This window comes from Pseudarthrobacter raffinosi (genome assembly GCF_023913835.1).
In the GTDB taxonomy this organism is placed as follows: Bacteria; Actinomycetota; Actinomycetes; order Actinomycetales; family Micrococcaceae; genus Arthrobacter; species Arthrobacter raffinosi.
This window is the reverse complement of sequence record NZ_JAMXBG010000002.1, coordinates 77,495-97,479: the sequence shown is the minus strand read 5'-3', so window position 1 is coordinate 97,479 and position 19,985 is coordinate 77,495. Positions and strand designations below refer to the sequence as shown.

General features: G+C 64.0%; 15 protein-coding genes and 2 tRNA genes. 12 read left to right on the top strand and 5 right to left on the bottom strand.

The genetic code is table 11. The features are described from left to right. Positions 1-298: 298 nt before the first annotated feature. The gene (gene ilvD, locus NG697_RS02240) at positions 299-2,020 is read right to left on the bottom strand and encodes a dihydroxy-acid dehydratase (RefSeq protein ID WP_252613490.1); all 1,722 of its coding nucleotides are present in this window, start codon (positions 2,018-2,020) and stop codon (positions 299-301) included. A 208-nt stretch (positions 2,021-2,228) separates the two neighbouring features. Between ilvD and NG697_RS02235 the strand changes: the two genes are divergently transcribed. The 4 genes from NG697_RS02235 to NG697_RS02220 all read left to right on the top strand — a co-directional run bounded on the left by NG697_RS02235 (position 2,229) and on the right by NG697_RS02220 (position 5,385). Next, positions 2,229-3,464, top strand: coding sequence for a sunset domain-containing protein (locus NG697_RS02235; RefSeq protein ID WP_252609919.1), 1,236 nt, complete (start codon positions 2,229-2,231; stop codon positions 3,462-3,464). Beyond that, positions 3,418-4,587: a PQQ-dependent sugar dehydrogenase gene (locus tag NG697_RS02230; RefSeq protein WP_252613488.1), complete on the top strand. Its 1,170-nt coding sequence runs from the start codon at positions 3,418-3,420 to the stop codon at positions 4,585-4,587. Before NG697_RS02235 ends, NG697_RS02230 begins: the two co-directional genes overlap by 47 nt. 116 nt (positions 4,588-4,703) lie before the next feature. Next, positions 4,704-4,779 (top strand) — tRNA-Lys (locus NG697_RS02225). A 297-nt stretch (positions 4,780-5,076) separates the two neighbouring features. Continuing rightward, entirely contained in the window at positions 5,077-5,385 is a 309-nt protein-coding gene (locus tag NG697_RS02220) for a hypothetical protein (protein WP_252601469.1), read from the top strand. Between the two features lie 134 nt (positions 5,386-5,519). Here NG697_RS02220 and NG697_RS02215 read toward each other — a convergent pair whose 3' ends face one another. Further along, positions 5,520-7,184: a family 16 glycosylhydrolase gene (locus tag NG697_RS02215; protein WP_252613482.1), complete on the bottom strand. Its 1,665-nt coding sequence runs from the start codon at positions 7,182-7,184 to the stop codon at positions 5,520-5,522. Between the two features lie 396 nt (positions 7,185-7,580). Further along, the gene (locus NG697_RS02210) at positions 7,581-8,036 is read right to left on the bottom strand and encodes a MarR family winged helix-turn-helix transcriptional regulator (protein ID WP_252601520.1); all 456 of its coding nucleotides are present in this window, start codon (positions 8,034-8,036) and stop codon (positions 7,581-7,583) included. A 95-nt stretch (positions 8,037-8,131) separates the two neighbouring features. Between NG697_RS02210 and bcp the strand changes: the two genes are divergently transcribed. The 8 genes from bcp to NG697_RS02170 all read left to right on the top strand — a co-directional run bounded on the left by bcp (position 8,132) and on the right by NG697_RS02170 (position 18,221). Then, complete coding sequence (bcp, locus tag NG697_RS02205) at positions 8,132-8,605, top strand: thioredoxin-dependent thiol peroxidase (protein ID WP_252601475.1); 474 nt, start codon at positions 8,132-8,134, stop codon at positions 8,603-8,605. 155 nt (positions 8,606-8,760) lie between these two features. Beyond that, positions 8,761-8,842: transfer RNA gene (locus NG697_RS02200), tRNA-Leu, on the top strand. A 248-nt stretch (positions 8,843-9,090) separates the two neighbouring features. Continuing rightward, a complete protein-coding gene (locus tag NG697_RS02195; protein ID WP_141140923.1) occupies positions 9,091-9,762 on the top strand; it encodes a fasciclin domain-containing protein in 672 nt (223 codons plus the stop codon). A 196-nt stretch (positions 9,763-9,958) separates the two neighbouring features. Next, on the top strand, positions 9,959-11,581 hold the full coding sequence (locus tag NG697_RS02190) for an ABC transporter substrate-binding protein (protein ID WP_252613639.1): 1,623 nt from the start codon (positions 9,959-9,961) through the stop codon (positions 11,579-11,581). Positions 11,582-11,660: 79 nt separating this feature from the next. Beyond that, on the top strand, positions 11,661-13,163 hold the full coding sequence (locus NG697_RS02185; RefSeq protein ID WP_252601482.1) for a malate:quinone oxidoreductase: 1,503 nt from the start codon (positions 11,661-11,663) through the stop codon (positions 13,161-13,163). 113 nt (positions 13,164-13,276) lie between these two features. Further along, complete coding sequence (locus NG697_RS02180; RefSeq protein ID WP_252609905.1) at positions 13,277-16,528, top strand: efflux RND transporter permease subunit; 3,252 nt, start codon at positions 13,277-13,279, stop codon at positions 16,526-16,528. A gap of 113 nt (positions 16,529-16,641) precedes the next feature. Continuing rightward, positions 16,642-17,751: an LLM class flavin-dependent oxidoreductase gene (locus NG697_RS02175; RefSeq protein WP_252601486.1), complete on the top strand. Its 1,110-nt coding sequence runs from the start codon at positions 16,642-16,644 to the stop codon at positions 17,749-17,751. Next, positions 17,751-18,221 carry a MarR family winged helix-turn-helix transcriptional regulator gene (locus NG697_RS02170; protein ID WP_252601489.1) on the top strand — a complete coding sequence of 157 codons (471 nt, stop codon included), beginning with the start codon at positions 17,751-17,753 and terminating at the stop codon, positions 18,219-18,221. Before NG697_RS02175 ends, NG697_RS02170 begins: the two co-directional genes overlap by 1 nt. A 62-nt stretch (positions 18,222-18,283) precedes the next feature. Here NG697_RS02170 and NG697_RS02165 read toward each other — a convergent pair whose 3' ends face one another. Beyond that, a complete protein-coding gene (locus NG697_RS02165; RefSeq protein ID WP_252601492.1) occupies positions 18,284-19,090 on the bottom strand; it encodes a transglutaminase-like domain-containing protein in 807 nt (268 codons plus the stop codon). 70 nt (positions 19,091-19,160) lie between these two features. Beyond that, entirely contained in the window at positions 19,161-19,976 is an 816-nt protein-coding gene (locus NG697_RS02160; RefSeq protein WP_252613480.1) for a hypothetical protein, read from the bottom strand. Positions 19,977-19,985: the final 9 nt, after the last annotated feature.

Below are 19,985 nucleotides of genomic sequence, written 5' to 3'. Positions count from 1 at the left end.
GGTTGCGCGTGACGGTTCGTTACCAGTCGGGCTAGTGAGCCACGCGCTTGGTAAGGACGACGGCTGCATCTGCAGCGGCGCAGCTGGTAACGAATGCGATCATGCGTTCAGTTTTCCCTCTGTGTGAGATACATGTCAACGAGGACTGTGCGCATCTCACAGTGTGGACTTCATTGTCCACTGGTTGGCCACGTTCCCCAACTGGGTCGCAGTAACTGTCGTTATGAGCGCTCATAACGACAGTTACTGCTACCTAGTTGGGCTCAACCAGCAGCCGAGGTTGAGGAACGAAATCGTGCTACCCGCAGTATGCGCCGGTGGAGGCGCTGTGGACCAGCTTGGCATATTTGGCGAGCACGCCCTTGGTGAACTTGGCAGGGAGGGGCTCCCAGCCGATCTTGCGGGATTCGAGCTCGGCCTCATCAACCAGCAGGTCGAAGCTGCGTGCTGCGATGTCGACGCGGATCCGGTCCCCGTCCTTGACGAAGGCGATGGGGCCGCCATCGACAGCTTCCGGTGCAACGTGGCCGATGCAGAGGCCGGTGGTGCCGCCGGAGAAGCGTCCGTCGGTCAGCAGCAGCACGTCCTTGCCGAGGCCCGCACCCTTGATGGCGCCGGTGATGGCGAGCATTTCCCGCATGCCGGGGCCGCCCTTGGGACCTTCGTAGCGGATGACCACAACGTCGCCCTTGTGGATGGCGCCGTTGTCCAGCGCATCCAGTGCGCCCTGTTCGCGCTCGAACACCCGGGCGGTGCCCTCGAAGACGTCGGCGTCGAACCCTGCGCTCTTGACCACGGCACCTTCGGGCGCCATGGAGCCGTGCAGGATGGTGATGCCGCCGGTCTTGTGGATCGGGTTGTCCAGCGCACGGAGGATCTTGCCGTCCAGGTCCGGCGGGTTGATGGCCGCCAGGTTTTCGGCCACGGTCTTGCCGGTGACGGTGAGGCAGTCACCGTGCAGCAGGCCGGCGTCGAGCAGTGCACGCATGATGACCGGCACGCCGCCGATCTTGTCGACGTCGGTCATGACGTAGCGGCCGAACGGCTTCAGGTCGCCCAGGTGCGGGATCTTGTCGCCGATGCGGTTGAAGTCCTCCAGGTTCAGCTCGACTTCAGCTTCGCGGGCGATGGCCAGGAGGTGCAGGACGGCGTTGGTGGAGCCGCCGAATGCCATGGTGACGGCGATGGCGTTTTCGAACGCCTTTTTGGTCATGATGTCCCGGGCGGTGATGCCAAGGCGGAGCAGGTTGACCACTGCCTCGCCGGACTTGCGCGCAAATTCATCACGACGGCGGTCTGCCGAGGGCGGGGCGGCCGAGCCGGGCAGCGACATGCCCAGTGCCTCGCCGACGCAGGCCATGGTGTTGGCGGTGTACATGCCGCCGCAGGCGCCTTCGCCGGGGCAGATGGCGCGCTCGATGCGGTCAAGGTCGCCGAGGCTCATCTTGCCGGCGGCGCAGGCGCCGACGGCTTCGAAGGCGTCGATGAGGGTGACTTCCTTTTCGGAGCCGTCCTCCAGCTTGACCCAGCCCGGCATGATGGAGCCGGCATAGACGAAGACGCTGGCCAGGTCCAGGCGGGCGGCTGCCATGAGCATGCCGGGGAGGGACTTGTCGCAGCCGGCCAGGAGGACCGAGCCGTCGATGCGCTCGGCCTGCATGACGGTTTCGACGGAATCGGCGATGACTTCGCGGGAGACCAGGGAGAAGTGCATGCCTTCGTGGCCCATGGAGATGCCGTCGGAGACGGAGATGGTGCCGAACTGCATCGGGAAACCGCCGCCTGCGTGGACGCCTTCCTTGGCGCCCTGGGCCAGCCGGTTCAGGGACAGGTTGCAGGGAGTGATTTCATTCCAGGAACTCGCAACGCCGATCTGGGGCTTCGCGAAGTCGTCGTCGCCCATGCCGACTGCGCGGAACATACCGCGCGCGGGGGCGGCATGGATCCCGTCGGTGACGACCCGGCTTCGGGGCTTGATGTCGATCTTGTTCTCGGTTGCTGTTTGGGTGTCCTCACTCATGGGTCAAAGTCTATGACTCCGATCGGGACGCCAACGACCCGAACAGCACGTTTGGCCCATTTTCAGGAATATTTCGATCCAACAGTGGACGCTCGTCTCAAATTCTGAGACGGACCCTTACGGGCCTGCCGGAACCTAGACAGCCCCGTTCGCACCGACGTACCGTCAGGGAACGGCAACCGTGCCATCCGGACTGAAGGGCCCTGCTATGGATTTTGTCTTCTGGATTATCCTCATTGTGCTGATCGTGGGCGTTGTGTGGTGGCTGCTGAACCGCAGCAGCTCCTCGAGCACCGGTGACTCCACGCCCATCCGGACGGACGGCGGACTCTCCGGCGGAAGCGCAGCTGCCTCGGCGGAAGCCGCAGGCACGGCGGGCATCCCCAGTGCTGCGGGCTTCGGCGCTGCTGAGCCGACACCACCGACGACGGCGGACGAGGCGCCCGTGCGGTCCAGCACGGCAGAACCCCAGGAAGCCGGGGGTGGGCACAAGGCCGGCCTTGGAGAACCCAGCTTGGAAAAGGACACCATCGTCGGGCAGGACGCCGGTGTTGACCCCGACGTTGTCGGTTCCACTGTTACTGCTGGTGCCGCAGATACCGCTGGCGCCACAGACACTTCTGGTCCCGCAGAAACCGCTGCAGCCGATGCACGGGAACGCCCGTCCGCCGAAGAACTGTCATCCCCCGAGTCGGCTGGCTCTGGGGAACCCGGCCGACCTGGGCAGCTGGCTGGGCAAGAGGAGCCGGCTCGCCCGGAGTCGCTAGCAGCCCAGGAACCTGGCAGCAAGGAGAGTGTGAGCCGGCAGGCAGACGAAGCCGAGTGGGAAACCCAGTGGTCAGAGGCAAGCGCACCAGCCCAACCCGCCGCCAGCCACCGGCCGGCAGGCGAAGCGTCCACCGTAATTGCCGACACCCCAACGTCCGAAGCACCACCGGCCCAGGGCGCTGGATTTGTGCATCACCCGGAATACACGGAGCCCCATGCGCCCACGCTGCCCGGCGCAGAAACGGCCGCTGCGGAAGCCGAAGCCGCTGATACGCAACCCGAAGTGGCCGCCGCCGATTCAGCCCCGCACGCGGCAAGCGCCGCTCCCATGCAGGCTGCAGGATCCATGGAGGCCGCAGTAGCCACAGACACCGCAGTATCACCAGAGGCCGCTGAAGCCCGGACCATGGAGCCGGCAGCCGTGGCGGACTACGAAGCTGCACCGGAACCGACCGGGCATCTGGCCGCGGACCAGCCCTACGGCGCAGGTTCCGCGTCGCCCGGCCCGGATGGAAGCGGTCCGGCGGATTTCGAGGTCAAGGCCGACGCCGGAACAATGGTCTATTACGAGGAGGGGCATCCGGACTATGTGCAGACGAAAGCCGACGTCTGGTTTGAGTCGGCGGCCCATGCGGAAGCTGCCGGCTTCCGCGCCCCCCGGCGGACGCGTATCTGACCGGACGCAGACGCACTTTCGGGCCTTCGCGGCGGCCAAGCCCACTGCGGGCGCCTTCGCAGTGTGCCTGGCCGTGCTGCTGTCGGGCTGCACGGGGGACGCCAACGATGCCCCCACCGGCAATATCACAGGAACCGGGACCGGGGCCGGCCCGGGTAACGCCACGCCACCGGAGGTTGTGGCACGGCTCGATCTCCAGCTCGACATTCCCTGGGCCGCGGTATTCCTGCCGAACGGAACCGCCGTCGTCTCCGAGCGTGACTCTGCGCTGCTGAAAGCTGTCCGTGATGGCAGGGCGACCACCATCGGCCAGGTCCCCGGCGTGGCTCCTGGCGGTGAGGGAGGCTTGCTGGGACTAGCCCTCTCCCCCGGCTTTCCGTCCGACAACTACCTTTACCTGTACTTCACCTCGGCACAGGACAACCGCATCGCCCGGCTGAAGCTGACGGAACAGCCTGACGGATCCCTGGACCTTGGCGACCCCGAGGTGGTCTTTTCCGGAATCCCCAAGGCATCAACCCACAATGGCGGCCGGATCCGCTTCGGCCCGGACGGGTTCCTGTACGTGGGCACAGGCGACTCCCAGCGCCGCGAACAGCCACAGGACCGCAACGCTCTGGGCGGGAAGATCCTGCGGCTGACTCCGGAGGGTGACCCCGCACCTGGCAACCCTTTCGGCAATGCCGTGTACAGCTTGGGGCACCGAAACGTCCAAGGACTGGCGTGGGACAGCGCCGGCCGGCTCTGGTCCAGCGAGTTCGGCCCGGACGTCAACGACGAGCTCAACCTCATCGAGCCGGGAGCCAACTACGGCTGGCCCGCAGTAACCGGCGCACCTCACCGGGAGGCGTACCGCGACGCGAAGGTGGTGTGGCCTTCGACGGCGGACTCCTCACCCAGCGGCCTGGAAATTGCCGGGTCGACGGCCTACCTCGGCGCCCTGCGCGGCCAACGCCTCTGGACGGTGTCCTTGTCCGGCGAGGAGGCAAGCGCTCCTGTGGCCTATTTCACACGCGAATACGGCAGGATCCGGGACGTCATCCGGACTCCCGACGGCGGCTTCTGGCTGCTCACCAACAACAAAAACCCTGATTTTGTGCTGGTTCTGGCCCCTCCCGGCTGAACCTGGGGAGCATTGGGGCCTCGATTTCACATGGGTCGGAAGTTCGTGTAGAGTTTCATGTCGTTGCGGAGATCAACCGGGAAAGAAAAAGCCCGGTAGGTCACCACATAGGAGATGCACCTCTAGCTCAATTGGCAGAGCAATTGACTCTTAATCAATGGGTTCCGGGTTCAAGTCCCGGGGGGTGCACCAAAGAAACCCCGTCTTCACTGGCCACAAGCCGTGAAGACGGGGTTTCCTTTTTGCCCCTCGATCGCTGTGGGGTATTTGCGGGCTATTTATTCCCTGCTGCTCCGGGGAAAGAGCTGGGACACGCCGACATCACAGCCGACTGCCGCGAGACTCCGAATCCAACCACCTTTGGCTACCTCAGGCGGTGTCCTGCCGGCCCCGACCACACTTACAAGGCGAAGGCCGAGGCAGTGTTCAAATCCTCGAGAAGCGCCTGCCCTTCTGTGCTGGACGAGAGAGCTTTCAGTCACTAACCGCTTGGACGTGCTTTATCCGGAGATCGCCGCCGAATGGGACGCCGACCTCAACGCGGAGGTCCTCACGGGCAAACTCAGCGCGAACGCCTTCTATCCAAAGCACACCAGCATCGAGTTCGTCGATTTCCTGGGCCGGGACGCCGACGCCCACCCCGGGTTGAACTGCATGTTATCTGCGACAGCTATCACCCCGACCAGCTGTTCCCGGCTGAACATGGTGGAGATCTTCTTCGGGATCATCACCCGCCAGTGCCTCAAACGCGGGGCATTCAGCTCCGTGACAGAGCTGGGAGAATCTATGGAACGCTAGGGTGCGGAATGTGGCGGTACGTCCCTCATGCTCACCGTGATTGCCCAGCACGACAACCTGCCTGTGTCCGCCACCGGGCATGGTGACGGTATCAAATGTTAGTGCCCGAACCGGCGGTGATCGGAACCGAGGAATTAGCCATGGCTTCGAGACCCGCTGTCAGTCTGCATTCCGCCAGAAACGGGACGGAACTCCCACGTATAAGAGCCGTCAGCCTTGAGGCTCATCCGTAGGTGACCCCATGTGTCGCTAAACTTCCGCTGCACATAAGAGGGGCTGCTGGTGAACGCCCGGAGGCCGATTCCACCAGTGGACACCTGAAATTGTTGCATCCCGTCCGCAACGCACTGGTCCTCGTTGTTAATCGGGCAGGTCCGCTCATAATTGTGCTGTGAGCCGGACAGCAGCACACGAACGCGGTTCGCCCAGAACACGTCAATCCACGGCTTCGCCTTAGAGAAGCGGGTATGGCTCGACGTGTTGCTGGTGAAATACGGATCATGGTAGATAACCGCCAAATGCTTTCCAGCGGCCTTCGCCGCTTTCAGGTTGGCATCCATCTCCGAGGTCATCGCCTGCGCCCGCTTAGCGTTATAACGCCACGTGGCCGTAGGCGCGACAAGAATGTGCCAGTTGCCCTTGTCGAACGAATACCATTCAAGAGCGTCTTGGAACCGTACAACATCGGAGCTGGTCGCGCTCTTCACCGTGGACACGCACTGCCCATCCATGTACCGGTCAACGTCGTCATTCTCGCCGGGTTCAACATCATGATTCGGGCCAGCGGTCCAGTACGTCTTGGCCTTAGCCGGACCCCACAACTGGTTGTAAGCCTCGAGCTCGGTACAGGTGCCCTTGTCATACTGGAAATCGCCCAGCGCAAGGAAGTTGTCCAGCGAACCGTCGTTGAGACCGTCGATGATGCTAGCCGCATTTTTACCACTGTGCGACGTGGACGACGTGTTACCCGCAGGGTTTATGTCCCCGGTGGCAGCGAACTCAAACGACTCATCGGATGGCGGCCGCAGGGCAGCGGGAGTTGGATCGCCAGCCGCATAGACGCGAACCCAATCCACTCGCATCTCGCCGGCGCCGTTAACAGTGCTGTCTGGCTCCCAGTCCAGTTGTAGCGTCTGGTGCATCGGTCCGGGAGGCTGGTGCGTCGGGTCGTTGTCCTCAAACCACTTCACCCCATCGACGTAGCCGACGATCCCATTCGGAGACCAGTCAACCGCGTAGTTGTGGAACTGTGAAATGTCCAGAGCCTTGGCTGCCGACGTCTGCGAGTTCGAACATCCATAGTGGTAGAAGAACTTGATGACGTTCCAATCACCGGTCTTCTCTGCATAATTAACTTCGCCTTCACACGGCCAAATCCCACTATCCGGCCACAGGAGCAACACCATACGGTACTCGTTGTCACCCGAACCCGCCGCGCGGGCCTCCCACCTGCCGTACTTCTGGCGTCCAAACTTCGCGCTCATTCCAGCAGTCGTGCCGTCCGGGGTTCCAGTCATGACCATTTTGGAACCGTCTACCGTGACCTGCTGGGGACTCCGAATGCCATTCCCCGCGTGCCCGACACTGTTGTACACGGACCACTTCGCGGCGTCCGGTGCGCCGGTATAGTTGAACTCGTCGCCAGCGGTCGGCGTGCCCCAGTTCAGATCTGTCGCGGCCGAGCCTGTCGTTGGCGTAGTCGGCGTCGGCGTAGCTGATGCTGATGTGGCGGCCGGCGCCGCTGTCGTTACTGCCGGATCAGTTGAAGGGGCCGAGCAGCCGGCAAGGAGGATTGCCACGACCCCAAGGGCGACCAAGTGTTTCCGCATACGTCAGATGATAAGGGCATCGCGCGGCGAGACCTACGGCCAGATGCCGGTCGTGATGTTGAAGCAGCCCCTGAAGCCTTGATAGGTGCCGAGAGGATATGGACACTCCTATACCCAATGACGGGGATATATCCAGGCCACCGGTCTTCAGTTGAGACGTCCGGAACGTGCATGGTGGGTCCCGACGGGCCTCCTTCGGCGAACCACCATCGATTGCACCTCTTGGAAGTGGGCCCTGAACCGCTGCAAAATCACGCGGCCAAGACGCCACTTCTGGACGTTTCAGGGCACAAACCAAAAAGGGCACCACCACTGCGGAATTTTGCAGTAATGGTGCCAGTCAGATTTACCGGATTCCCGGGTTTGCTAGCTGAGCGGGGCACCGTCCACCAGGGCGCTGGTTGACGGCGAGGCGAACTGGCTGGCCAGCTCCCTGACCACAGCCTGGAGCTCCTGCCGCAGGGCGTCAGGGTCAATAGTTGCCGCGGCAAGCACTGAGCGTTCCATCTCAACGGCTGCGGCTGCGGCTTCCCGTCCGCTGTCCGTGAGGGACACTACCTGGCTGCGGCGGTCCGAGGTGCTGCGGACGCGGGCAATGTGGCCGTGGGACTCCAACCGGCTCAGGGTTTTACCCATGGTCTGGGCCTGAACGCGCACATATTGGGCAAGTTGGGCCTGTGTCATCGGCCCCTGCGCTGAGAGGACTTCGATAGCGATCACGCCGGCGTGCGTCAGTCCGATGGCGCTTAGCTTTTCGTTCCAGGAGTGTTCTACGAGGCGTGCCGCAGTGGACAATAGGCGCCCAGTGGGCCAGCGATCCATGTCAGGCATACCAGCAAGTATAGCTAAGGCTGGTTAGCACCGGTCCTGGATGCTTACTAAACTGGTGTGTTCCGCCTGCAACGAGGAGATTAACAGTGGCTGACAGACTCTTGACCGGCGACGTAGCGCCCGGCTTCACCCTGAAGGATTCGTCGGGTAAAGACGTCAACCTGGCTTCCGGCCACAGCGGCAGCACCATCCTGTATTTCTACCCAGCCGCCGCCACCCCCGGCTGCACGAAACAGGCCTGCGATTTCCGCGACAGCCTGGCATCCTTCACGTCGGCCGGTTATCGGGTCCTGGGCGTCTCCCCCGATTCGGTGGACAAACTTGCTGCCTTTGCCGCCAACGAGGACCTTAGCTTTCCGTTGCTTTCGGACGAGGACCATGCCGTGGCCGAAGCCTATGGTGCCTGGGGCGAAAAGAAGAATTACGGACGGACCTATGAGGGACTGATCCGCAGCACCGTGGTCATCGATCCCGATGGAAAAGTGGCGCTTGCCCAGTACAACGTCCGGGCCACCGGCCACGTCGCAAAACTCCGGCGCGACCTCAAAGTGGACGCGTAACGCATTACGCGGGAAGTGGCGCCGGTACGGGCGCCAGGAACCGGCTGACCGGAGCCCCGCCGGCCCGAGGCTACAATGGAAACTGGCATCCGCCGTCGTACGTTTTTATCCGTAGGCCATCTGGCCAAGGTTGAGACAACGGCGGCAACTGCCAAGCGCGAGTGGTGAAATTGGCAGACACGCAGGATTTAGGTTCCTGTGCCTTCGGGCGTGGGGGTTCAAGTCCCCCCTTGCGCACACTTACACAGAGATCCCGGGCCCACAGGCCCCGGGATCTCTGTCATTTAACTGTCCCAGCCACGGCATTCTCCCCCGGTTTGGCGCGCAATTAAAAACTCTTGGCGATCCACCCATCCGCTTCCGTGCTCCGGCCGAATACCCATTGAGACACCAGCCAAGGGCAGGTGCCCAACAGTCGGAAAAGGCCACGCGGCAGGCACAACGTCTGCCGCAGGCAAGAATCGGCACAAACAAGGAGAACCGAAATGCAGTCATTCAAGCGCACATCCTTCACCGTCGCAGGCGTTGCAGCTGCAGCCCTGCTGAGCCTTACCGCCTGCGGTGGAACAGCAACCACAACCCCGAGCTCCTCCGCTCCGGCCGCCGCACCGTCAGCAACGAAGATGGCCCCGTCACCGTCCGCCAGTGCTGCTGCCATGGATCCGGCCGCAAACCTCGTTGGCGCAGGCTGCGCCGGCTACGCAGAGAAGGTCCCCACCGGGGCAGGCTCGGTTGCCGGGATGGCCCTTGACCCGGTAGCGGTCGCGGCATCCAACAACCCCATCCTGACCACCCTCACGGCAGCTGTCTCCGGCAAGCTGAACCCGAAGGTTGACCTGGTTGACACCCTTAACGGCGGCGAATTCACGGTCTTCGCTCCGGTGGATGACGCCTTCGCCAAGATCGATGCCGCCACCATCGAAACGCTCAAGACGGACGACGCCCTGCTGAGCAAGATCCTGACCTACCACGTGGTCCCCGGCCAGATCACCCCTGACAAGATCGCCGGCACACACGCCACGGTCCAGGGCGGATCGGTCACCGTGACCGGCAGCAAGGATGCCCTCATGGTTGATGGCGCCAGCGTGATCTGCGGCGGCGTCCAGACCAAGAACGCCACCGTTTACCTGATCGACTCGGTGCTGATGCCCAAGTAGTCCGGCTTTCAAGCCCAGAGGCCTGTTCCGCAGCCGGAACAGGCCTCTGGCGTGTGTCCAGGGAGCACCGGGGTGTGTCAACTAGACTGTGTCCTTGGCCCGCAGTCCGCGGCGCCGGCCGGAAGCAGCCAGAGGTGATAGACGAGTGCCCAGAAGTACTTCGCGGCGAACGGTCATCAAGACCGGCGCCGTTTTTATGGCGTTAGGCCTGACCTCCTGTACCGGCAACCCACCGCCTTCGCCCTCGGCAACGTCTCCTTCGACGGCGCCCGCCGGCGCTGAACCCACCGAAACGTTCACGTTCGGCACGGCGTCCCAGCCCCTCGGCCTGGACCCCGCGCTCTCGAACGATGTGGAAAGCTACCGGATCACCCGGCAGATCCTCGAAGGCCTGGTGGGTGTGGACCAGACCACGGGCAAGCCCACGCCGCTGCTGGCAACGGAATGGTCCGAAGAAAACGAAGGCCGCTCGTACACGTTCAAACTCCGCAGCGGCGTCTCGTTCCAGGACGGCATGCCCTTCAACGCCGACGCCGTGTGTGCCAATTTCAACCGCTGGTTCGCCTTCTCGGCGGAACTGCGGCGGCAAGCGCCGGGAAGCTCGTTCAAGAGCGTGTTCAAGGCACATTCCGAGGACGCTGCGCTCTCCATTTTCAAGAGCTGCACGGCCCTTTCCGCTGACACTGTCCGGATCGACCTGACCCAGCGCTTCACTGCGTTCCTCCAGGCGCTCACCCTGCCGGCGTTCGCCATCGCATCCCCGGCCGCCCTGACGGCGGGCACGGCGGATGTCCTGGATCAGACCCGTGGCGGAAACCCGGTCTCCCGGTTCGCCACCAACCCCGTCGGCACAGGACCGTTCAGCCTGGCCGCCTGGGACGAGGCGAGAGTCCGGCTCATCAGCCACAAAAACTACTGGGGTGACCGCGGGCAGATCTCCACCATTAATTTCGTCACGTACGACCACCCCCAGACGCGGCTTCAGGCCCTCCTGGACGGCAAGATCGACGGCTACGACGCCGTCACGGTGGGCAACTTCGATCAGCTGGTCAAGCGGGGCATGCAGATCGTCCAGCGTGATCCCTTCTCGGTGATGTACCTGGGCATCAACCAGGAAATTCCGGTCCTGCAGAACGAAAAAGTGCGGCAGGCCATTGAGCTGGCCATCGATAAGGAAACCCTGATCCGCAAGTTCTTCATCGACAACACCGCCAAGGCCTCACAATTCGTTCCTCCGAAGATCAGCGGTTTCAATAATGACGCTCCCGCACTGGGCCACGATCCTGTCAAGGCCAAGGCCTATCTGACCGAGGCCGGCTACACCGGGGAAGAGCTCAGGTTCTACTATCCGCTTAACGCCACCCGCCCGTATCTGCCCACGCCGGAGAAAATCTACGCCGAAATCAGCAGGCAACTGACCGCCGTCGGGTTCAACATTAAGCCTGTCCCGGTGGACTGGTCCGAAGGCTATCTCCAGAAAGTGCAGTCACCCGGGGACCACGGGCTCCACCTGCTCGGCTGGAATGGCGCGTATGCCGATGCCGATAACTTTGTGGGCCCGCTGTTCGGCGAAAAGAACGGCGAATTCGGCTACCAGGACCCGCAGGTCTTTTCCAAGATCAACCGCGCCCGCGGCCTCCCTGCCGGCAAGGAACGCGACGAGCAGTACCACACCATCAACGCCCAGATCGCGGCCACCGTGCCGGCAGTTCCCATCGCCTTCCCCATCTCGGCGCTCGCACTCTCGGACCGCGTCAGCAGCTACCCGGCGTCCCCGGTACTGAGTGAAGTTTTCACAAAGGTACAGCTAAAGCCTTGACGGCCCGGCCCAATTTCAGTATGCGGGCCGCCCGGGGATATTCTTTGACAGCCAGAGCCGCTGCTATCGGAGACTGATTGTGACCTTCATATCCAAGACCCAACATGCCGACGTCGTACTGATTGGCGGCGGCATCATGAGCGCCACGCTCGGGGCATTCATCAAGCAGCTTGAACCGAACTGGACCATCTCCCTGTTCGAACGCCTGGATCAGCCCGGGCTGGAAAGCTCCGACCCCTGGAACAACGCCGGAACGGGCCATGCCGCCCTGTGCGAGCTCAACTACTCCCCCGCAGCCAAAGACGGCTCGGTGAACCCGGCCAAGGCCCTGCTCATCAACGAACAGTTCCAGCTGTCCCGCCAGTTCTGGTCCCATCTTGTGGAAGAATCCCTGATCGGCTCGCCGAAGGGCTTCATCAACACCGTCCCGCACATGAGCTTTGTCATCGGCGAGGACAACACCAAATTCCTCAAGACCCGCTACGAAGCGCTCAAGCCCCACACGCTGTTCCGCAGCATGGAGTACTCCGAGGACCAGGCCCAGATCGCCAAATGGGCGCCGCTGATCGTCAAGGGCCGCGACGCGAAGCAGCGTATCGCCGCCACCCGGGCAACCGAGGGGACCGACGTCGACTTCGGGGCACTGACCCGTGAGCTCACCACCTACCTCGGGAACAACGGCGTCGAAATCAATTACGGCCATGACGTCAGCGGCATCTCCAAGGCGTCCGACGGCGGCTGGGACCTTTCGATCAAGCACCCGGCTTCCGGGGAACACGGCAAGATCCACGCCAAGTTTGTGTTTGTGGGCGCCGGCGGCGGCGCACTGCACCTCCTCCAGGCCTCCGGCATCCCGGAGAGCAAGGGCTTTGGCGGATTCCCCGTGTCCGGCCAGTTCTTCCGCTGCACCGACGAGAAACTTGCCGCCCAGCACAGCGCCAAGGTATATGGCCAAGCTTCGGTGGGCGCGCCGCCCATGTCGGTCCCGCACCTTGACACCCGGTACGTCGACGGGAAGCGTTCCCTCCTGTTCGGCCCCTATGCCGGCTTCTCCACCAATTTCTTGAAGAACGGCTCGTACCTTGACCTGCCGTTGTCCATCCGGCCCAGCAACATCATCCCGATGCTTGCAGTCGCCAAGGACAACATGGACCTCACCGCGTACCTCGTCAAGGAAGTTGCCAAGCGCCACGGGGACAAGGTGGAAGCGCTGCGCGAGTACTACCCCGAAGCCAAGGACGGCGACTGGGAGCTGATCACCGCCGGCCAGCGTGTGCAGATCATCAAAAAAGACCCGAAGCGCGGCGGCGTGCTGCAGTTCGGCACGGAAGTCATCGCCGGCCGTGACGGCACCATCGGTGCGCTGCTGGGCGCCTCGCCCGGCGCGTCCACAGCGGTGCCCATCATGATTGAACTGCTGCAGAAGTCCTTCCCGAAGAACTTCAAGGGCTGGCAGGGCAAGCTCAAGGACATGATGCCGGGCTACGGCGTGAAGCTGGATGAGAATCCGGAACTTGCTGCCGAACTCGAAACGGCAACGGCCAAGGCACTGCAGCTGGAGAGCGTTTCCGCCAACCACTGACGTCCGGCCGCCCGCCGGGCGTCAGGCCGGGCTGGACGGTCCGGGCCTCAGGCCCGGCTGGACGGTCCGGTCCGGTCCGCAGGAGTACGTCAACCCCACAGGAGAGACCCGCGATGTTCCGGCTGGCACAACTTTCATTGGCAAACCGGGCGCTGATCGCGCTGATCACCGTCTTCGCGACGGTGTTCGGCGTGATCACCATGTCATCGCTGAAACAGGAACTCATCCCCTCCATTGAGTTCCCGCAGATCACCGTCCTCTCCGCCATGTCCGGCGCCTCGCCCGAAGTGGTGGACAAGCAGGTCAGCGCACCGCTCGAAACCGCCCTGAACGGCGTCGAAGGCCTGGAGTCCACCTCCTCGACGTCACGCAACGGCGTCTCGCAGATCTCCATGGTGTTCACCTACGGGACAAACCTCGACCGCGCCCGGAACCAGATCGACCGCGCCATCTCCAACGCCAAACGCTCCCTGCCGGAGGACGTGCAGCCGCAGGCCATCGCGGGCAGCATCAGCGACTTCCCCATCGTGTTCCTGGCAGTGTCCTCGGACAAGCCCCTCAGCGAACTCAACGCCGACCTGGCACGCCTCTCCGTTCCCCGGCTCCAGAAGATCGACGGCGTCCGGGGAGCCGACGTGACCGGCGGCGCCACCCAGCACATCGAGATCCTCCCCCGGCCCGAGGCGATGGCCGCCAAGGGCACCACGATCGAGTCCATCCGGAACGCCCTCTCCAACAACGGCGCGCTGATCCCGGCCGGGACCATCCAGGAGCAGGGCAAGACGCTATCCCTCCAGATCGGCAGCCCGGTGGATTCCCTGGACGCCATCAAGGCGCTACCCGTGGGCGGAGCCAAGGATGCCGCGACCATCGGCACGGTAGCCGACGTTAGCCTGCAGGATGACGAACGGACCTCCATCACCCGGACCAACGGCCAGGAAACACTGGCCGTCTCCGTGACCAAGAAGCCCGACGGCGACACCGTGGGAATCTCCCACGCCGTGAACGACTCGTTGGCGGCCCTGGAGGCCGAGCTGGGGTCCAACGCAAAGTTCACGGCGGTGTTCGACCAGGCCCCGTTCATCGAGAAGTCCATCAAGGACCTCACCACCGAGGGCCTCCTCGGGCTGGGCTTCGCCGTCGCCGTCATCCTTGTCTTCCTGATGTCAGCCCGCTCCACCCTTGTTACCGCGGTCTCCATTCCGCTGTCGCTGCTGATCACCTTCATTGGCCTGTCCGCGACGGGCTATTCACTGAACATCCTGACCCTGGGCGCGCTGACCATTGCGATCGGCCGGGTGGTGGACGACTCGATTGTGGTGATCGAAAACATCAAACGCCACCTCAGCTACGGGGAGGAGAAAGTCCCCGCGATCCTCACCGCAATCCGGGAGGTGGCCGGCGCAATCACCGCCTCCACCTTGACCACTGTGGCGGTCTTCCTGCCCATTGCCTTCGTGAGCGAGCTCGCCGGCGAACTCTTCCGGCCGTTCGCCCTGACAGTCACCATGGCGCTGCTGGCATCCCTGCTGGTATCGCTGACCATCGTTCCGGTCCTGGCCTACTGGTTCCTCAAAAGCCCCGCCGGTTCCGCCCCCGCCGGTTCTCCCGCCGCTGGTTCGCCCGCTGCCCGCGAAGCTGCCGCCCGGGCTACTGCCGCCGCCCGTGCCCAGGCCCAGGAAGCCGAACAGAAAAGCCGGCTGCAGCGTGCCTACCTGCCCGTCCTCAGCAAGACCCAGAAGCACCCGGTGCTGACCCTCGTCGCCGCCGTGCTGGTACTCGGCGCCACGGCCGCCATGACGCCGCTGCTGTCCACCAACCTCCTCGGCGATTCCGGCCAGAACAGCCTGACTGTCCGCCAACTGATGCCAGCGGGCACAAGCCTGGCCGACACCAGCGCAGCCGCCATCAAGGTCGAGGACGTCCTCCGCGGCATCGAGGGTGTCAGGAATGTCCAGCTCACCTCCGGAAACGCGCAGGCAGGTTTTGCCGCCCTGACGTCCTCCGGCGCCGCCAACTCCACGTTCACGGTGGTGACGGATGAAAAGGCCAATCAGGCGAAGCTCCAGGAAACCGTCCGGACCGAAGTGGGCAAGGTGGCCGGTTCCGGGAAGATTACCGTCGGCACGCAGCAGGGTGGCTTCGGGACGTCCTCCACGGTGGACATCACCATCAAGGCGGCAACGTCCGAGGACCTCCGCACAGCCAGCGAGGCCATGGTGGAAGCAATGACCGGCGTGCCGGCGACCAGCGAGGTGGCAACCAACCTCGCGGCCAGACAGCCGGTGGTCCAGGTCAAGGTTGACCGGGCCAAGACCGCCGCGGCCGGACTGAACGAGGAACAGGTGGCCGGCGTCCTGGCTGCCACCATCAGCCCCATCCCCGCCGGCACGGTCCGGATCGACACCAACGACTTTCCGGTCCAGATCGGCAAGGGCACCCGGTTCACCAGCATTGACGCCGTGCGCAACATCGCGCTCCCTGCATCCGGCGCCCCCGTCACCCTGGGCAGCATCGCCTCAGTGGAACAGGTTGACGTGCCGGTCTCCATTACCGCCAGCAACGGCCAGCGGACCGCCAAAGTGTCAGTCACGCCATCGGGCTCCAACCTCGGTGCGGTGAACGCGGAGGTGCAGAAGCGCCTCACGGAGGTCAGCCTCCCCGCAGGGGTCACCGCCGAACTCGGCGGCGCCACCACCCAGCAGGCCGAGTCCTTCCAGCAGCTGGGCCTGGCGCTCCTCGCCGCGATCGCGATTGTCTACGTCATTATGGTGGCCACCTTCAAATCGCTGATCCAGCCCCTGATCCTTCTGGTGTCCGTTCCCTTTGCCGCCACCGGCGCCGTGGCCCTGCTGCTGGCCACGGGCGTTCCGCTGGGCCTGCCGTCGCTGATCGGCATGCTGATGCTTGTGGGCATCGTGGTTACCAACGCCATTGTGCTCATCGACCTCATCAACCAGTACAGGCAGCCACGGGACGGCCGCGGCGGGATGAGCGTGGCGGACGCAATCACCCATGGCGCCAGGCAGCGGCTCCGCCCCATCCTGATGACCGCGCTGGCCACCGTTTTCGCCCTGACACCCATGGCGCTTGGCCTGACCGGGGGCGGCGGCTTCATTTCCCAGCCGCTGGCCGTGGTGGTGATCGGCGGCCTGGTTTCTTCCACAACGCTGACCCTGGTGCTGGTTCCCGTGCTGTACCGGCTCGTGGAGGGACGGCGGGAGACAAAAGCACTGCTCCGTGCCATGCAGCAGCGCCCGGAATTTGCGGCAGCCGACGACGTCGATGCCGAGTTCCGCGACTGGACCACCGGCATGGTGCCCCGCGTCAGTGGCCGCCGTGCCGCTCCGGGCGACCCCCTGTAACACCTGGAATATTCTCGCCGGCGAGGCGTTATATCCGTCGATACATGCAAACGCATGAAAATCGGGTATAGTAGAAGCAAGCTCAGAGAAGCCCAGGAAACGGAAGGCACACCATGCAGATAGGCGTATTCAGCGTCAGTGACATCACCACTGACCCCACCACCGGCCGGACCCCCACGGAGAACGAACGCATCAAGGCGGCCGTGGCGATCGCCAAAAAAGTCGAGGAAATCGGCATGGATGTCTTCGCCCTCGGCGAGCACCACAACCGCCCGTTCTTCTCGTCCTCGCCCACCACCACGCTCGCGTACATCGCAGCGCAGACCGAGCGGATCACCCTCTCCACTGCCACCACGCTGATCACCACCAACGATCCGGTCAAGATCGCCGAAGACTTCGCCATGCTGCAGCACCTGGCTGACGGCCGCGTAGATCTGGTCCTGGGCCGCGGCAACACCGCTCCGGTATACCCGTGGTTCGGCAAGAACATCCAGGACGGCGTGGAACTGGCCATCGAGAACTACAGCCTGCTGCGCCGGCTGTGGGACGAGGACACGGTGAACTGGTCCGGCAAGTTCCGCACGCCGCTGCAGAACTTCACCTCCACCCCGCGACCGCTCGACGGCGTGGCCCCCTTTGTGTGGCACGGCTCCATCCGCACGCCGCAGATCGCCGAAGTGGCCGCCTACTACGGCGACGGCTTCTTCGCGAACAACATCTTCTGGCCCAAGGAGCACTACCAGCAGCTGATCAGCCTCTACCGTGAGCGCTACGAGCACTACGGTCACGGCAATGCGGACCAAGCCATCGTGGGCCTCGGCGGCCAGTTCTTTATGCGGAAGAACTCCCAGGACGCCGTGAAGGAATTCCGGCCCTACTTCGACAATGCGCCCGTCTACGGCCACGGCCCTTCGCTGGAGGACTTCACCTCCCAGACACCGCTCACCGTGGGCAGCCCGCAGGAAGTCATCGAAAAGACCCTGACGTTCCGCGAGTACTTCGGCGACTACCAGCGCCAGCTGTTCCTGATCGACCACGCAGGCCTGCCCCTGAAGACAGTGCTGGAGCAGCTTGACCTGTTCGGCGAGGAAGTCCTCCCGGTCCTCCGCAAGGAATACGCTGCCCTCAAGCCCGCCCACGTGCCGGATCCGCCCACGCATGCCGGCCGCGTTGCCGCCCTGATGGCTGCACCGGCGCCTGAGACTGCCCCTTCGGAGGCCTGATGGCTGCCGACGGAAACGAATCACCCATCCGCTTGGCGGCGGAAACCTGGGAATCCCTGTTCCGGGCGCAGGTTGCCGTCATGCGCAGGCTGCAGGCCGGAGCTGCCTTCCGAAAGGTGGCCATCAACGAGTACGACGTCCTGTTCACGCTGTCCCGGTGTCCGTCCGGCTGGCTCCGGCTCAATGAACTCAATGACCATGTCCTGCTGAGCCAGTCGAGCCTCAGCAGGCTGGTTGAGAGGCTGGAGAAGCGCGGGCTCGTGGTCCGGATGGCTGCCCCCGACGACGGCCGCGGCGTGCTGCTGAAGCTCACCGAGGAAGGGGCCGCCCTCCAGAAGGAGATCGGCCGGGAGCACGTGCGGGACATCTCCAGCCTGGTGGGGCCGGCCCTGACGGCTGCCGAGCAGAGGGAACTCCAGCGACTGACCGAGAAACTCCGGCATTCCGTGGGAGCGCGGCCGGCAAAGTAACTGCCTGGGAAATATCTGGCCGGGAAGTAACTGCCCGCCAGTAACCGGGCCGTGCGGGAATCTCAGCCCAGCATGACCAGCTTGGCCGGATCTTCCGGAGGCAGCTGGCCGTTGACCACAGCGCTGACGCGCAGCTCGTTCAGCGTGAGGCGCCCGCCCACTGTGGACAGGAATGCGGTGTCCGAGGAGTCCCGGCCAGCGGTGATTCGCAGCATCGACTCCCGCGGGGCCAGCCCCGTGGGGTCGATGACGTGCCAGGCGCCATTGACATGTGCCTCGGCTACCGCGTGGAAATCCATGGGGCTCAGCCCCGGCGCGTACACGGCGGTGAGCCGGGCCGGGACGTCCTTGGAACGCAGCAGGGCGATGGCCAGGTGCGCGAAGTCCCGGCACACCCCCCTGCGGTGCAGGAGGGTTTCCACGGCGCCGTCAGTTCCCCTGGAGGACCCGCTGATGTACCGCAATTCCCCGAAGACCCAGCTCCGCACGGCCTGGAGCAGTTCGGCGCCGTGCAAGCCGCCGAATTCGGCATATGCCGTGGGCAGGAGCCGGTCCGACTCCGCGTAGCGGCTTGGCCGCACGTAGCGGATGAGCTCAGCCAGGGTGGCTTCTTCGGGAACGGCCTGCCCGGCCACCGTCGCTGAGTACTCAACGGTGACCTCGGCCGGTTCAGTCAGCTCCATGTAGTGCAGGCGGCCGCCATGATGGTCCGTGAGTTCCTGCAACGGAACCGGCTGACCGTCGGCCGTGACAGTCAGGGATTCATCAAACGAGGTATAGCCGGGATTCCTGGCTACGGCGATGGCCAGGGCTGCCTTCGTGTCGGCGATGGTCCTGAAAACCATACGTGCTGAAACGGTGCGTTCCATGTATCTCCGGGGTGTGAGGTAGTGGCAGAACTTTCCGCGCTGGCCCGGGGTTGAGGGGCAAGGGGCAGGACTAGTTTTTGATCTCCAGAGACATTAGCATCCGTTGGACGTTCGCGAATTCCGAGTTCTCGTCCACGTACTTTTCGGCCTGGCCCAGGGTGTCAAACGCCTTCGCGGGGGCCACCTTCTCATCCGGGGCGAAGGCCTTCAGGACTCCGAGGTCACCGAACGAGTAGTCCCCCTTTCCGGCCGGGCCACGGACCACATTCCGCAGTTCGCAGGCCTGGCCGTCAGCCCCGCCCACAATGTTGGTGATGCCGTAGGAACCGAAGTAGCGGTAGCCCTGGATGACGCGGAACACCACGTGCGGGGCGATGGTGCCTTCCCCCGTCAGGCTGGGAAGCTCCACCGGCACGCTGCTGATCACAACGTACGGTTTCCGGGCAGTCTCGGGGCACTCGGACGACGACGACGGCATTCCTGTCCGCAGTGTGGCCACCACCGTGCCGTCCGGCTTTTTCACCTCGATCTTCAGGGCACCCGGCAATGTCCCGTCCTCGGGCGTGACGGACTGGGCGATCCATTCCTCCGGCAGGTCGAAGCTGACGGTCTTCGCCGGATCGGTAAAGGTCTTCCAGGCAGCAGCTGTTGCGGCCGGGCCGGGTGCTCCGGACGTCGACGCACCTGCTGTGGCAACAGGACCCGACGACGGGGAACCGGTAGCGCCGGCGGTTGAGGTCGTACTGGCGCCTGGGCTGGCCGATGTCTCCGGCTGCGCCGTCCATGCCGAATCGCTGTTACCAGGCGCGCTGCAGCCGGCCGCCAGTCCACCGGCCATCAGCAGCGCTACCGTCCGCACTCCCCACATTGCCGCCTTGTGTGTCATGCAGCCAGC